The organism is Olleya namhaensis (assembly GCF_900114005.1).
Classification (GTDB): Bacteria; Bacteroidota; Bacteroidia; order Flavobacteriales; family Flavobacteriaceae; genus Olleya; species Olleya namhaensis.
This window is the reverse complement of sequence record NZ_FORM01000001.1, coordinates 238,864-254,107: the sequence shown is the minus strand read 5'-3', so window position 1 is coordinate 254,107 and position 15,244 is coordinate 238,864. Positions and strand designations below refer to the sequence as shown.

General features: G+C 33.1%; 13 protein-coding genes. 9 read left to right on the top strand and 4 right to left on the bottom strand.

Going from position 1 to position 15,244, the window contains the following annotated elements; genetic code table 11:
- Positions 1–178: 178 nt before the first annotated feature.
- Genes glmS through BMZ09_RS01070 form a run of 3 tightly spaced genes read right to left on the bottom strand, consistent with a single transcriptional unit; the run spans position 179 to position 4,503 of the window.
- Complete coding sequence (glmS, locus tag BMZ09_RS01080; protein WP_090836724.1) at positions 179–2,026, bottom strand: glutamine--fructose-6-phosphate transaminase (isomerizing); 1,848 nt, start codon at positions 2,024–2,026, stop codon at positions 179–181.
- Positions 2,027–2,032: 6 nt separating this feature from the next.
- A complete protein-coding gene (locus tag BMZ09_RS01075; RefSeq protein ID WP_090836722.1) occupies positions 2,033–3,667 on the bottom strand; it encodes a BamH family beta-barrel-assembly machinery protein in 1,635 nt (544 codons plus the stop codon).
- Positions 3,668–3,693: 26 nt separating this feature from the next.
- Positions 3,694–4,503, bottom strand: coding sequence for a glycogen/starch synthase (locus BMZ09_RS01070; RefSeq protein WP_090837372.1), 810 nt, complete (start codon positions 4,501–4,503; stop codon positions 3,694–3,696).
- 109 nt (positions 4,504–4,612) lie between these two features.
- Here BMZ09_RS01070 and panC point away from each other — a divergent pair, with 109 nt between their 5' ends.
- The 9 genes from panC (at position 4,613) to BMZ09_RS01025 (ending at position 14,682) form a co-directional block, all read left to right on the top strand.
- Positions 4,613–5,461, top strand: a complete 849-nt coding sequence (gene panC / locus BMZ09_RS01065; RefSeq protein ID WP_090836720.1) for a pantoate--beta-alanine ligase — start codon at positions 4,613–4,615, stop codon at positions 5,459–5,461.
- A 14-nt stretch (positions 5,462–5,475) separates the two neighbouring features.
- Positions 5,476–5,826 (top strand): aspartate 1-decarboxylase, encoded by a 351-nt coding sequence (gene panD / locus BMZ09_RS01060; RefSeq protein ID WP_028291594.1) that lies wholly within the window; start codon positions 5,476–5,478, stop codon positions 5,824–5,826.
- Complete coding sequence (locus BMZ09_RS01055) at positions 5,827–6,783, top strand: lysylphosphatidylglycerol synthase transmembrane domain-containing protein (protein ID WP_090836719.1); 957 nt, start codon at positions 5,827–5,829, stop codon at positions 6,781–6,783.
- A 36-nt stretch (positions 6,784–6,819) separates the two neighbouring features.
- A complete protein-coding gene (locus tag BMZ09_RS01050) occupies positions 6,820–7,965 on the top strand; it encodes an alpha/beta hydrolase (protein ID WP_090836717.1) in 1,146 nt (381 codons plus the stop codon).
- A gap of 3 nt (positions 7,966–7,968) precedes the next feature.
- Complete coding sequence (gene radA, locus BMZ09_RS01045) at positions 7,969–9,330, top strand: DNA repair protein RadA (protein WP_090836715.1); 1,362 nt, start codon at positions 7,969–7,971, stop codon at positions 9,328–9,330.
- A gap of 134 nt (positions 9,331–9,464) precedes the next feature.
- Complete coding sequence (gene ileS, locus BMZ09_RS01040) at positions 9,465–12,872, top strand: isoleucine--tRNA ligase (protein WP_090836713.1); 3,408 nt, start codon at positions 9,465–9,467, stop codon at positions 12,870–12,872.
- Positions 12,873–12,876: 4 nt separating this feature from the next.
- Entirely contained in the window at positions 12,877–13,260 is a 384-nt protein-coding gene (locus BMZ09_RS01035; RefSeq protein ID WP_090836711.1) for a TraR/DksA family transcriptional regulator, read from the top strand.
- A 111-nt stretch (positions 13,261–13,371) separates the two neighbouring features.
- A complete protein-coding gene (locus tag BMZ09_RS01030) occupies positions 13,372–13,995 on the top strand; it encodes a hypothetical protein (protein ID WP_090836709.1) in 624 nt (207 codons plus the stop codon).
- Between the two features lie 60 nt (positions 13,996–14,055).
- Positions 14,056–14,682, top strand: coding sequence for a lipoprotein signal peptidase (locus tag BMZ09_RS01025; protein ID WP_090836707.1), 627 nt, complete (start codon positions 14,056–14,058; stop codon positions 14,680–14,682).
- On the opposite strand, the gene BMZ09_RS01020 is transcribed toward BMZ09_RS01025, so the two are convergent.
- Positions 14,679–15,242 (bottom strand): 5-formyltetrahydrofolate cyclo-ligase, encoded by a 564-nt coding sequence (locus tag BMZ09_RS01020; protein WP_090836705.1) that lies wholly within the window; start codon positions 15,240–15,242, stop codon positions 14,679–14,681. The genes BMZ09_RS01025 and BMZ09_RS01020 overlap by 4 nt on opposite strands.
- Positions 15,243–15,244: the final 2 nt, after the last annotated feature.

The window sequence follows — 15,244 nt, the reverse complement described above, 5'->3', positions numbered from 1 at the left end:
AATTTATGTAGCCAATATACGTTTTTTAACGAAATTTTAATAAAAAGAGACAATAAATTATGCGTGCATAATAAGTATTTGTGAAAAAAAGACGCTTCAAAGCTAATTATTCATAAAATCTTATGTGTTTTTATGAATAATTATAAACTTTGAAGCGTCTATATAAAAGTGAGTAATGTTACTCTACAGTTACTGATTTAGCCAAGTTTCTTGGTTGATCAACATTTTTGTCAAGCATTACTGCTATATGGTAGGATAATAATTGAAGTGGTATAGTTGTCAATAAAGGTGTTAAGGATTCTATTGTTTCTGGTACTTCAATAACGTGATCTGCTACTTTTTTTACATCAATATCTCCTTTGGTTACAATTCCAATGATTTTACCAGATCTTGATTTAATCTCTTGAATGTTACTAACGACTTTTTCGTAATGTCCTTTTTTAGTCGCTATAACAAAAACGGGCATTTGATCGTCAATTAGAGCTATAGGGCCATGTTTCATTTCGGCAGCAGGATAACCTTCAGCGTGTATGTATGAAATCTCTTTTAGTTTTAAGGCGCCTTCTAAAGCAACCGGGAAGTTGTAACCTCTTCCTAAATATAAACAGTTTTTAGCGTCTTTATAGATGTGTGCTACTTCTTTAATGTGTTTATCTGCTTTTAAAGCTTCTTTTACTTTGTCAGGAATTAACTCTAACTCTTGTAAGTGACTATGGAAAACTGTTTTTGACATGCTTCCGTTAGCTTTTGCTAGTTTTAAAGCAATTAACGTTAATACAGTGATTTGAGTAGTAAATGCTTTTGTTGAAGCGACTCCAATCTCTGGACCAGCATGCGTGTAAGCACCTGCATTAGTTTCTCTAGCGATAGTAGATCCAACAACATTACAAACTCCAAAAACAAAAGCGCCTTTAGATTTTGCTAGTTTTATTGCTGCTAGTGTATCTGCAGTTTCTCCTGATTGAGATATGGCGATAACGACATCTTTATCGGTAATTACTGGATTACGATATCTAAATTCAGACGCATATTCTACTTCTACAGGAATTCTAGCTAGGTCTTCAAAAATATATTCTGCAACTAGACCTGCGTGCCATGATGTACCACAGGCTACGATTATAATCCTGTTTGCATTTAAAAATTTTTCAAGGTTATCATCAATCCCTGCCATTCTGATAATCCCTTCATTTGCAAGTAAACGACCTCTGTATGTGTCTCTTATTGCATTAGGTTGTTCGTGAATTTCCTTAAGCATGAAATGTTCGTATCCTCCTTTTTCTATTTGCTCAAGGTTAAATTTAAGCTCTTGCATTGCAGGAGTTACTTCAGAATCGTCATTTATTTTTCTGATTTTTATTTTTTTATCTCTTCGGACAATTGCCATTTCTTCATCTTCAAGATAAATGGCATTTTTAGTGTATTCTATAAAAGGAGAGGCGTCACTAGCAATAAAAAACTCATCTTCACCAATACCAATCGCCAAAGGACTTCCTAGTTTAGCTACTACAATTTCATCTGGTTTGTTTTTGTCGAAAACAGCAATAGCATAAGCGCCTACAACTTCTTTTAGAGCTAGTTGTACAGCTTTTCCTAATTTTACGTTGTTTTTTTTCTTTACTTCTTCAATAAGATTTATTAATACTTCTGTATCTGTATCTGATTTGAATACGTATCCTCTTTTCAGAAGTTCAGTTTTTATAGAATCATAATTTTCTATAATACCATTGTGAATAATAACTAAATCTCCTGAATTAGAATAATGCGGGTGAGAGTTTACATCATTTGGCACACCATGTGTTGCCCAACGTGTGTGACCTATACCAACATTTCCGTTAGTTGTAATTTCTTCTTTAACGCGCGCTTCTAAGTTTGCAACTTTACCTTTTGTTTTGCAAAGTTTTATTTCAGAACCATCATACAATGCGATACCAGCACTATCATAACCTCTGTATTCTAGACGTTTTAGGCCATCCATTATAATTGTGTAGGCTTCTCTTTTTCCTATATATCCTACTATTCCGCACATAAGTTTTTAATTTTCAATTTCTGTATAAAAGATTTCAAAAGTAGCTCTAACATTTTCTGGGACACTAGATTTGCTACCGTGTAATATAGTTCCTTCTGGAGCTATTATAGAACTTTTAGGTACAAATGTAACAGTATCATCTTCTAGGGTATCTAGTATTTTTGATGTCGCTGAATAATTAATATTAGTTGTAATGTATAATCCTAATTTAGAGTTATCAGAGTCGTTTAAAAGTATATTATTTAAATGTTCTGTAAGTCGTATTTTATATTTTATTCCATTCAAATCACTATCTCTTTCTAATTTTGGAGAGTATAGTATTAAGGAGTTTACAGGGTCAGTACTAGTGGCTGTTCCATCTAAAAAGTAATCTGCTATTGGTGTTTTAGTTTCTAAGTCATAAAGTATTATTCTATCTGGTTCTGTTTGTCCTCCTTGACCAACAGGTATGTCAACATAAAAAGTTAAAGCAGCTTCATTTATTAACCATTTGTCTTCGCGATCTTTAAAATAAAGAAAAGCATCTTGAGTGGTATTAGTTTCATCTACGATATCACCGTTAAATAGATCTAAAACAACCATTGAGCCTTTAAATCCAGAAATGAAAAGTTGATCATCACCATTTTCAGCATCTCCGTCAGTAAGAGGTATCGTGTTAGTTACGTTTTCAAAAGTATTAAACTTTATACTATTAAAATTAAATGTATATGTGTCTCTTTCTCTTTCACTTGTAGTTGTGTCTTCTACGTCAGTTTCATATCTAATGTCAATAGTAGCACCTTCGCTTAGATTTAAATAAGCCATGTTACCTTCGTTAAGACCTATTTGTTCTGCTTTAAAAATTAATCCTCTGAAAGCATTTTTAAAATCTGCAATATTATTTAAGTTAGGATTTGCTGTGCCATCAGATTGCACTAGTAAATCTTTCCATTTTGAATTGTCAAACATTTCATTGTTTAAATCTAAATAGATTCCTGGAGCACGACTTGTTTCTAGTTCTTCTAGTTCGTCTTCTCCAATTGGGATTTCTTCAATCGCAATGTATTGTGAGCTTGGTACGAAACCACTATCCGGACTTTTGTAAATTAAATCTCCTTCAAAAGCACTTAGGTTAAGACTTGAATAAGCATTTGAGTAATATGCCTGAGATTCGCCAAAATCAGATTCTGGATCTAAATTACGTAAGTAATATTCGTTTTTTAATATCGATAATTTATATGGGCTAGTTGCATTACCAAAAATAGAGTCCAATATGTAAGTTGTGTTACCATCGTCATCCGTGTCATCTGCAGTTGCATAATACGGTATGTATAGTTTGACCGATATAATTTCAAGATTGTCACCAAAGTCAGGACTTACATCATCTGGAGCTATTTGGGTAACTAAATTAGCAGATGTTACGCCATAAACAGGGTCGTTATAGAAACCTAAAACATTACTTGTTATTGCATTAGTTTGCACTGGGTCTAGCTTTTTGCTGTAAGATACAAACGGAAATAATCTGCTGTTTGTGGTAAAATTTTGAGCACCACTAATGTCGCTTTCTACATTTACAAAATCTTTTTCACAGGCAACAGTAGTAAAAGCTACAATTATCAATAAAAATACAGATTTGATAACGTTCAATAGGTATGTTTTCATAAATATGTCTTAAATATGGTATTACGTTAGTCTAAAACGCTGTTTGTATAAAAATTAGTGTATGCTTCGCTAAATTCGTCTTTTGCGTGATATTCTAAAACAGGTTTGTCAGACTCTTTAAGGTAAGTTGTTAACTCTTCAGGTAAATCTTCTGATCCAACAATTAATGCGTCAGAGCTATCAATTGCAACTTTCATTAGGTTATTATATGTTGGCTCAACTAAAGTTTTGATTTTATCATCATCGATTTTATCAAACTGTATTTTTTTGATTAAATCAGGATTAAGTGTTTTTTCAAAACCACTTTTATATATAGATGTTACTATTTTGCTTTCGCTGAAAAGTGGTTCGTCTTTATAAAATTGTTTTAAATACAATGGTAATAAAGAAGCTAACCATCCATGTACATGAATAATATCTGGAGACCAGTTTAATTTTTTAACTGTTTCAATAACACCTTTTGCAAAGAAAATCGCACGTTCGTCATTATCCTGAAAAAGATTTCCATCTTCATCTGTTAAAGTTGCTTTTCTCTTAAAGTATTCGTCATTATCAATAAAGTAAACTTGAATACGCTCTTTTGGGATAGAGGCAACCTTTATTATTAAAGGCATGTCTAAATCGTTTACAATTAAATTAATTCCAGATAAGCGAATAACTTCATGTAATTGATGTCTTCTCTCGTTGATGTTACCATATTTAGGCATAAAAATTCTAATCTGTCCGCCTTGTTGATTCACCATTCTAGGTGTTTCAAATGACATTGAAGAAATCTCTGTTTCTGGTAAATAAGGTACCACTTCAGATGATACATATAATATCCTCTTATCTTTCATAATATTGTTTAGCTTTTCAGAATTATCAATAAAAACACGCAAAAGTACGAAAATTTATGCAAAGTGCGACTAAAATATTAAGTTTGCATTCGTTAATTAAATATTAAAAATGCTTGTATTTACTAATAAAAACAAAATAGGTACACACGTTACCGCTTTGAAAGAGGAGGGAACTAAAATAGGTTTTGTACCAACCATGGGCGCTTTGCATCAAGGACATATGTCTTTGATAAAGGAAGGGCTCCTAAATAATGGTGTTATGGTGGTTAGCATTTTTGTTAATCCAACCCAGTTTGATAATGCTGATGATCTTAAAAAATATCCACGTACTTTAGAAGAGGATGTAGCACTTTTAAAAACAGTGTCACCAAATATAATTGTATACGCACCTAGTGTTGACGATATATACGAGGGTAATACTGTAGCGCAACATTTTAGTTTTGATGGTTTGGAGTTTGAAATGGAAGGTCGCTTTAGAAAAGGGCATTTTGATGGTGTTGGAACAATTGTAAAGCGTTTGTTTGAAATTGTAGCGCCTGATAATGCTTATTTTGGAGAAAAGGATTTTCAGCAATTAACTATTATTAAAAAATTGGTTAGTAAGTATCATTTGGGAGTAAACATTGTGGGATGTAAAATACATAGAGAAGCCAATGGTTTAGCTATGAGTTCTAGAAATGTAAGGCTAAAACCCGATTACAAAATAGCTGCACCGTTTATCTATAAAACGTTGCAAGAGGCACAAATAAAATTTGGCACAAAAAGTGCTACTATAGTTACACAATGGGTTGAGCAGCAGTTTGTAAATCATGATATATTAGAATTGGAGTATTTTATAATTGCCGATGTTGACACATTAAAAACAGTAAAACGAAAACATAAAACTAACACTTACAGAGCGTTTATTGCAGTTTATGCAGGAGACATAAGATTAATAGATAATATCGCTCTAAATTAATTACCTTTGTTCCTATGCAAATACAAGTAGTAAAATCTAAAATTCACAGAGTTAAAGTAACGGGTGCAGACCTAAATTATATTGGTAGTATTACTATTGATGAAGATTTAATGGATGCAGCAAATATTGTTCAAGGAGAAAAAGTGCAAATTGTAAATAACAATAATGGCGCACGTTTAGAAACTTATGCAATTCCTGGACCAAGAAACAGTGGAGAAATCACCTTAAACGGTGCGGCTTCAAGATTAGTTGCTAAAGACGATATCTTGATATTAATAACGTACGCTTTTATGGATATTGAAGAAGCTAAAGTTTTTAAGCCATCATTGGTATTTCCCAATGAAGCAAATAACTTATTAAAATAAATGTCCAAAAGGCCAGTTTTAAAACTTTTAAAAATCGTGCTCCCAATTTTATTGGGAGCATTTTTAATATGGTATTCTCTGTCAAAATTATCTTTTCAAGATATTTTAGATTTTGCTAAGAATGCAAATTACGGGTACATTCTTTTAGGTGTATTTTTTGGTCTTTTAAGTCATTTGTCTCGTGCCTATCGATGGGTTTTTATGCTAGAGCCTCTTGGTTATAAGATCAAGCTAGGTAATAGTATTATGGCTGTATTTGCAACCTATTTGATTAATTATACTATCCCAAGAGCAGGAGAAGTAGCCAGAGCTTCGATTTTAACAAATTATGAAGGCGTTCCGTTTGAAAAAGGTTTTGGTACTATAGTAGCAGAACGTATTGCGGACATGATTGTCATGCTAGGGATTATAGCTGTTACTTTGTTTATCCAATTTGATTTTATATATAACTTTTTAGTAGCCAAGTTTGACCTTACTAAGGTGATTTTTGCTGGTTCTGTTTTAGCTATTCTAGGTGTTATATTTATAGTGGTTTTAAGGTGTAGCACGTCTAGAATAGCCTTAAAGATAAAAGGGTTTGTTAGCGGATTGATAGAAGGAGGGCTTAGTATTTTTAAAATGAAAAAAAAGTGGGCCTTTATTTTTCATACATTATTTATTTGGGTGATGTATTTATTAATGTTTTATGTCACAACATTAGCTTTTTCAGATTTAAATAGTATTCCGTTTGGCGCGATATTAATTGGTTTTATTTTGGCAACCTTTAGTGTTGCTGCAACTAATGGTGGTATTGGGTCTTACCCAGAAGCTATTGTTATTGCTTTTTCTTTATTTAGCTTGCCTGAAGATCCAAGTCGTGCATTTGGATGGATTATGTGGAGCTCTAGCACAATACTAATTTTTATTTGCGGAGGAATTTCGTTATTATATCTTCCATTTTTTAACCGAAACAAATAATTTGTAACTTACACCCAAACTTAAATTATACTTATCATGAAACGTATTCTTTTTCTATTTGTTGGCCTATTTATAATGTCAAACGTGACTGCTCAAACAATTTATAAAGAGCTTAATTCTGAAAAGCTAGGCGAAACAAGGCAAATAAAAATCCAGTTACCTAGAAATTACGATACGTCAAGTAAAAAGTATCCTGTAATTTATGTCTTTGATGCAGATTATTTGTTTGAACCTGTTGCAGGTAATGTTGATTATTACGCTTATTGGGAAGATATTCCGGAAGCTATTGTAATTGGAATTAATCAATACGGATTACGTGAAAACGATTGTTATTATAGTGAGCAGAATTCATTACCTGTTGAGTCAGGTGCCGAGTTTTTTGAGTTTATTAGTATGGAACTGGTTCCTTTTATAGATAAAACCTTCCGTACAGAAAATTTTAAAGTAGCTATTGGACATGGAAAATCAGCCAATTTTATAAATTATTACTTATTAAAAGGAGTGCCTTTATTTCAATCTTATATTGTTTTAAGTCCAGAATTAGCCCCGGATATGGCTAGTTATTTAACGGAAGTGTTTCCTAAATTAGAACAAAAAACTTTTTATTATTTAGCGACTACAACTAATGATACTAAGGGAATTCAAGAAACAACAGAAGCATTGTCTAAAAGTTTAGAAAGTATAGAAAACAGTAACGTTTTAAAAACGTTTGATACGTTTGAAGGACCATCTCATTACACGTTGCCAGCGCATGCGATACCAAAAGCTTTGGAGAGTATCTTTTTTGTGTTTCAACCTATTAGCAAGAAAGAATATAAAGAGACTATTCTTAAATTAGAAGGTAATCCAGTGGAATACCTGACAGATAAATATCAAATGATCGATGATTTATTTGGCATTGAAAAGCCTATTTTAATCAATGATTTTAAAGCTATTGAAGCAGCTATAAAAAAGAATGAAAAATGGGAATATTTTGAGGATTTAGGAAAATTAGCGCGTAAAGAATACCCAGAAACATTACTTGGTAATTATTATTTAGGACGCTTTTTTGAAGAAACAGGAGAGCCTAAAAAAGCAATGAAAACCTATCAGTCAGCTTATGTTTTATCTGAAATTGCAGGTATTACTAAAGATCACGTTTTAGAATTAGCAGAACAAATTAAGGCAGATTTTGGATACTAAACTATGGCAAAAGTAAAAACAAGTTTTTTTTGCCAGAATTGTGGTACGCAATATGCAAAATGGCAAGGTCAATGTAACGCTTGTAAAGAGTGGAATACAATTGTGGAAGAGTTGGTTCAAAAACCAGAAAAAAGCGATTGGAAAACACCAAGTAATACATCTAAAAGAACATCAAAACCGTTAAGGATAAAAGAAATTGACTCTTCCAAAGAGGCAAGATTAGATACTCTAGATGCCGAATTTAATCGTGTTTTAGGTGGTGGTATTGTGCCAGGGTCATTGACTTTATTGGGAGGAGAGCCAGGTATTGGTAAAAGTACGTTGCTACTGCAAATTTCATTAAAACTACCTTATAAAACGCTATACGTTTCAGGGGAAGAGAGTCAGAAGCAAATAAAAATGCGTGCAGAACGTATTAATCCTAATAACGAAAGTTGCTACATTCTTACTGAAACTAAAACACAAAATATTTTTAAGCAAATTGAAGCTTTAGAGCCTGATATTGTTATCATAGATTCTATTCAAACACTTCATTCAGATTATATAGAGTCGTCAAGCGGAAGTATTAGCCAAGTAAAAGAATGTACTACAGAGCTAATTAAATTTGCAAAAGAGACAAATACGCCTGTAATTTTAATTGGACATATTACTAAAGATGGTAATATTGCTGGTCCAAAGATATTAGAGCATATGGTGGATACGGTACTCCAGTTTGAAGGCGATCGTAACCATGTGTTTAGAATTTTACGTGCTCAAAAAAACCGTTTTGGTTCTACGCACGAGCTTGGTATTTATGAAATGCAAGGTTCAGGATTGAGAGAAGTTTCTAATCCAAGCGAAATATTAATTTCTAAAAAAGACGAAGAGTTATCAGGTAATGCTATTGCTGCAACATTAGAAGGCATGCGCCCATTAATGATAGAAGTGCAAGCATTGGTAAGTACAGCGGTTTATGGAACGCCACAACGTAGTGCAACAGGATTTAATGCTAAGCGTTTAAACATGTTGTTAGCTGTTTTAGAAAAGCGCGCGGGTTTTAGATTAGGAGCTAAAGATGTATTTTTAAATATTACGGGAGGTATAAATGTAGATGATCCGGCAATAGATTTAGCTGTAGTTGCTGCTATATTGTCTTCAAATGAAGATGATGCCTTGCCATCTAATTATTGCTTTGCTGCAGAGGTTGGTTTGTCAGGAGAGATCCGTCCAGTCCAACGTGTGGAACAGCGTATCCTTGAAGCAGAAAAACTTGGTTTCTCTACCATATTTGTATCTAAATACAATAAAATTTCTTTAAAAGATACCGTAATTAAAGTACAGTTAATTTCAAAAATTGAAGACTTAGTAGATTTAGTAATTACATAGTCTATTCCGCTTTATTCTTAATTTCTTAGTTTTTTAAGTTTTCATGTTTTTGATTTAAGCTTTTTTTATGCTCAAAAATCAGAGTTTTAAACAGAATTCCTTAATTTCGCAACTCGACATAGAAATCAGAAAAAATGAGCGCAGGATTCCCTGAATATAAAGGACTTAACTTACCAAACGTAGCAGAAGAAATTCTTAAGTATTGGCAAGACAATAATATCTTTGAAAAAAGTGTATCAACTAGAGATAATGCAGAGCCGTACGTGTTTTTTGAAGGACCACCTTCAGCTAATGGTTTACCTGGTGTACACCACGTTTTAGCACGTGCTATAAAAGATATTTTTCCAAGATATAAAACCATGAAAGGTTACCAAGTTAAGCGTAAAGCTGGTTGGGATACGCATGGTTTACCAATAGAATTAGGTGTAGAGAAAGAACTTGGTATTACCAAAGAAGATATCGGTAAAACTATATCGGTGGAAGATTATAACACAGCCTGTCGTAAAGCAGTTATGCGTTACACGGATGTTTGGAATGACCTGACTCAAAAAATGGGGTATTGGGTAGATATGGAAGATCCATATATTACTTACGAGCCTAAATACATGGAAACTGTTTGGTGGCTTTTAAAAGAGATTTACTCTAAAAAGCTAATGTACAAGGGGTATACAATTCAACCGTATTCTCCAAAAGCAGGAACAGGACTAAGCTCGCACGAGGTTAACCAACCTGGTGCATATCAAGATGTAACAGATACAACTATCGTTGCACAATTTAAAGCTATTGAAAGTACATTGCCTGACTTTTTGCAAAACGAAGGCGATATCCATTTTACAGCATGGACTACAACACCTTGGACATTACCAAGTAATACTGCGTTAACTGTTGGGCCAAAAATAGATTATGTTTTAGTTCAAACATATAATCAATATACTTTTCAGCCAATTAATGTAATTATGGCTAAGGCTTTAGTTGGTAAGCAATTTGCCGGAAAGTTATTTAATCAAGTAGAAGCTAAAGCAGATCTTTCAGAATATAATGGTGGTGATAAAGTAATCCCATATTTTATTGTAAAAGAATTTAAAGGAAAAGACCTTGTTGGTATTAAATACGAACAACTGCTTCAATATGCGTTACCAAATGATAATCCAGAGGATGCTTTTAGAGTTATTGCTGGAGACTTTGTAACAACTGAAGATGGTACAGGTATCGTGCATACAGCACCAACATTTGGAGCAGATGATGCCTTGGTAGCAAAACAAGCTACGCCAGAAATACCGCCATTATTGGTAAAAGACGATAATGGAAACTTAGTGCCTCTTGTAGATCTACAAGGACGTTTTAGACCAGAAATGGGTGAGTTTGGTGGTAAGTATGTTAAGAATGAATATTATAATGATGGCGAAGCTCCAGAACGATCAATAGACGTTGAGTTAGCAATTAAATTAAAAGAAGAAAATAAAGCCTTTAAGGTAGAAAAATATAAGCACAGTTACCCACATTGCTGGCGTACAGATAAGCCAATCTTATACTACCCATTAGATTCTTGGTTTATTAAAGTTACTGATGTTAAAGAAAAAATGGTAGCTAATAATAATACCATTAACTGGAAACCTAAATCAACAGGTACTGGGCGTTTTGGTAATTGGTTAGCTAACGCAAACGATTGGAATTTATCTAGATCGCGTTATTGGGGTATTCCATTGCCAATTTGGAGAACAGAAGATGGTAAGGAAGAAATCTGTATTGGATCTGTTGAAGAGCTTAAAGCCGAAATGCAAAAAGCAGTTTCAGCTGGTGTTTTAGCTAAGGATATATTCGAAGATTTTGAAGTTGGAAACAATTCCGAAGAAAACTATGCTAAGCTAGATTTACATAAAAACATTGTAGATGGTATCGTATTAGTGTCTCCAAGTGGGCAGCCAATGCAACGCGAGAGTGACTTAATAGATGTGTGGTTTGATTCTGGATCAATGCCTTATGCGCAATGGCACTACCCATTTGAAAACAAAGAAAAAATTGATAATAACGAAGCCTTTCCTGCAGATTTTATAGCGGAAGGAGTAGATCAAACTAGGGGTTGGTTTTATACGTTGCATGCTATTGCAACAATGGTATTTGACTCGGTTGCCTATAAAAACGTAGTGTCAAACGGATTAGTGTTAGATAAAAACGGACAGAAAATGTCTAAGCGTTTAGGTAATGCAACAGATCCATTTGAAACTTTAGATACTTACGGAGCAGATGCAACACGTTGGTACATGATTGCTAATGCAAATCCATGGGACAACTTAAAATTTGATTTAGATGGTATCGAAGAAGTAAAACGTAAATTTTTCGGAACACTTTATAACACGTATTCTTTCTTTAGTTTATATACTAATTTAGATAAATTTAGTTACGCTGAAGCGGAAATCTCATTAGAAGATAGACCTGAGTTAGACCGTTGGATATTATCAGAACTACATACCTTAATTCAGAAAGTAGATCAGTATTATGCCGAGTATGAGCCGACAAAAGCAGCAAGAGCTATTTCTGACTTTACACAAGATTATGTAAGTAACTGGTTTGTACGTTTAAGTAGAAGACGTTTCTGGAAAGGAGATTATCAAACAGATAAAATTTCGGCATACCAAACATTATATACATGCCTGTTAACCATAGCAAAATTAGGTGCGCCAATTGCTCCGTTTTTTATGGACAAGCTTTACATAGACTTAACAAAAACAACACAATCAGAAACGTTTGAGAGTGTACATTTGTCTGAGTTTCCAAAATTTGACGCTAGATTTGTTGATAAGTCGTTGGAGCGCAAAATGGAAAATGCGCAAACTATTTCGTCTTTAGTATTATCATTAAGAGCTAAAGAAAAAATAAAAGTGCGTCAACCGTTGCAAAAAATAATGATTCCGATAGATTCTGAACAACAAAAAGAAGAAATTCTAGCAGTTGCAGATTTAATAAAGCATGAGGTAAACATTAAGGATATCGAGCTTTTAGAAGATGCGTCAGATATATTAGTAAAACAAATTAAACCCAATTTTAAAGCGTTAGGACCACGTTTTGGAAAAGACATGAAAGCAATTGCAGGTGTGATTGTTAAGATGACTGCAGAGGACATTAAAGTTGTTGAACAAAAAGGAGAGATCGATGTCGAGTGTAATGGAAAAAGTATTACATTACAACGTGGTGATGTAGAAATTACGTCTCAAGACATTGAGGGTTGGCTAGTTGCAAACGAAGGTAGTATAACCGTTGCTTTAGATGTAACCATATCGCCAGAATTAAAAGAAGAAGGAATTGCTAGAGAGTTGGTAAACCGTATTCAAAATTTGCGTAAAGATTCAGGTTTTGAAGTTACAGATAGAATTTCTGTTCAGCTTCAAGAAGATGAAAATATTGTGAAAGCAGTACAAGCTAATTTAGAGTATATTAAGGCTGAAACCTTAACAGACGATCTAAAAATTATTAATCAATTAAATAGTGGTATAGAAATTGCTTTTGATGATGTAAATACCAAACTATTTATTCAAAAAAACTAAAATTATGGCATCAGATATAAACGTAAGATACTCAGACAAAGATTTAGCAAATTTTAAAGTGCTAATACACGAAAAAATAAAAAGTGCTAAGCATGACTTAGAATTGATCAAAAGTGCCTACATGAATGATCATAATAATGGTACTGATGATACGTCGCCTACATTTAAAGCGTTTGACGAAGGGAGTGAGACTATGAGTAAAGAGTCTAATTCTGCTTTAGCAATAAGACAGGAAAAATTTATCCGTGATCTTAAAAATGCTTTGATTAGAATCGAAAACAAAACCTATGGTGTGTGTCGCGTAACGGGTAAACTAATTAATCCTAAAAGATTAGAGTTAGTGCCTCACGCAACGTTAAGTATCGAAGCAAAGAATATGCAGTCATAATTTTTTGAGCAATTAAAAAATAGTGTCTAATGTTTATTAGATCTAAAATATAATAAGTTAAAACGCTTCAATTACTATTGAAGCGTTTTACATTTACACTAAATAGCACCATTGAAAATTAGAATAACCTTTTTATTTTTATTGATTACCAGTTCTTTTTACGCGCAAATAAGCAAAGAAAAAATGTGGCGTGCTGACGCTATAAAAACGGTGACTATAGCAGGTAGTGGTGTTTTTAAAATTAATGTAAAAAATGGTCCGTCAGATACAATTACCTTGAAGGTTAAAATAGATGGCGAATACGCTCAGAATTTAGTTGTTTTGGATAGTGTTTCAGCTGAAACATTATTTATATCATCAGCCTTTCAGCCTCTATTTGTAAGTGATAACGATAAATTAAGCGCGCATAAAGTATTATCTGTGGAGTATGAGCTCTTGGTCCCGGAACACATGTCTTTGGATGTTAAAAGTGATATTGCTTCCGTAACTATTGTAGGGATTTATACCGCGGTTTTTATCGAGTCTAATCAGGGTAGTTGTCAATTAAAGGAGTTTCTAGGTGATGCGGTTATTAATACTATCGATGGGAATATTGCTGTGCAAACTAATCTAGCAAAAGTCGAGGCGTTTAGTAAAACAGGTACGGTAGAGATACTCCAATTTAAATATGGAAAGTATGCAATAAGTTGCCACTCCATTAACGGAAATATTATCGTGACTAGAATAGAAAAATAAGTCTATTTTTGTTTTGTAAATTCTACTTGCGCTTAGCATAGTAAAAGCATTCCAATTTATATGAATATTAAAAAAGCATCATTACTAATAATTGTTATTTTACTTATTGATCAAATAAGTAAAATATACGTGAAAACACATTTTGTTTTAGGAGAGGATGTTGCTCTTTTTAGTTGGTTTAAAATTTATTTTATTGAAAATAGCGGTATGGCTTGGGGTACTAAACTAAGCGATATTATTCCGGCTATTTCAGATAGGACAGCAAAAGTATGCTTAACAGTTTTTAGGATTTTTGCAATTATTGGTATTGGCTATTGGTTGATAAACACTATTAAAAAACAACAGTCTAAAACGCTAATTTTAGCACTTGTCTTTATTTTTGCAGGTGCTTTAGGTAATATTTTGGACTCTGTATTTTATGGTGTGTTGTTTGACGATAGTGTCTCTCAAGTGGCTAGTTTTTTGCCACAACAAGGGTATGATAGTGTTTTGCATGGTAAAGTTGTAGATATGTTGTATTTGCCATTATGGAAAGGGTATTTGCCAGAATGGATTCCTGGAATTGGAGGAGGCTATTTTACGTTTTTCGAGCCTGTTTTTAATGTAGCAGATGTTGCTATTAGTATTGGCTTCTGTATTTTAATATTTTTTAATGGAAAAGCGTTTCCTAAAAATGAAGAGAATTAAAACTCGTAAATAGTCTTTGGTGTTACGCAATAGTCTAGGCTGATGTCATCTTTATAAACATCTTCAATTTCAGCTTCAGCTTCAAAAAAAGACAACCCTATTTTTATAGTTTCTGGTTTGCAGTCTGCTAGAAAGTTATCGTAGAATCCTTTACCATAACCCACACGGTTTCCTTTTAAGTCAAACGCTAAAAGCGGTACAAATACCACGTCAATGCTAGTGTTAGCAATTGGAATACCATCAATAGGTTCTGGAATATTGTAAGTGCTTAATTTAAGTGTGGTAGCATCGGTTAATAAAAAATTACTTAAGGTGTTGTTGCTAAAATTACTTTTAGAAATAACAATGTTTTTATCCTTACCAGACAGAATGTTTAAAATGTAATCTGTGTTAATTTCCTGCTGTGTTTCAATAGTTAAAAATAAATGATAAAAGTTATAGTCCCAAATAGTTAACTTTAATAACTGATTAGCAATTGCAAGACTGTGATCATCAATTTCAGTATGGGAAAGCAAAGCGCGTAAAGCTTTATATTTTAGTCTTAAGTCAGCTTTTTTCATCT

Excerpts from the sequence above, each read along its gene's own strand:
- BMZ09_RS01070 (WP_090837372.1), bottom strand. The coding sequence starts at position 4,503 with ATGAAAGATAAGAGGATATTATATGTATCATCTGAAGTGGTACCTTAT.
- glmS (WP_090836724.1), bottom strand. The coding sequence starts at position 2,026 with ATGTGCGGAATAGTAGGATATATAGGAAAAAGAGAAGCCTACACAATT.
- panC (WP_090836720.1), top strand. The coding sequence starts at position 4,613 with ATGCTTGTATTTACTAATAAAAACAAAATAGGTACACACGTTACCGCT.
- panD (WP_028291594.1), top strand. The coding sequence starts at position 5,476 with ATGCAAATACAAGTAGTAAAATCTAAAATTCACAGAGTTAAAGTAACG.
- BMZ09_RS01025 (WP_090836707.1), top strand. The coding sequence starts at position 14,056 with ATGAATATTAAAAAAGCATCATTACTAATAATTGTTATTTTACTTATT.
- ileS (WP_090836713.1), top strand. The coding sequence starts at position 9,465 with ATGAGCGCAGGATTCCCTGAATATAAAGGACTTAACTTACCAAACGTA.
- BMZ09_RS01020 (WP_090836705.1), bottom strand. The coding sequence starts at position 15,242 with ATGAAAAAAGCTGACTTAAGACTAAAATATAAAGCTTTACGCGCTTTG.
- BMZ09_RS01075 (WP_090836722.1), bottom strand. The coding sequence starts at position 3,667 with ATGAAAACATACCTATTGAACGTTATCAAATCTGTATTTTTATTGATA.
- BMZ09_RS01050 (WP_090836717.1), top strand. The coding sequence starts at position 6,820 with ATGAAACGTATTCTTTTTCTATTTGTTGGCCTATTTATAATGTCAAAC.
- BMZ09_RS01035 (WP_090836711.1), top strand. The coding sequence starts at position 12,877 with ATGGCATCAGATATAAACGTAAGATACTCAGACAAAGATTTAGCAAAT.
- BMZ09_RS01055 (WP_090836719.1), top strand. The coding sequence starts at position 5,827 with ATGTCCAAAAGGCCAGTTTTAAAACTTTTAAAAATCGTGCTCCCAATT.
- radA (WP_090836715.1), top strand. The coding sequence starts at position 7,969 with ATGGCAAAAGTAAAAACAAGTTTTTTTTGCCAGAATTGTGGTACGCAA.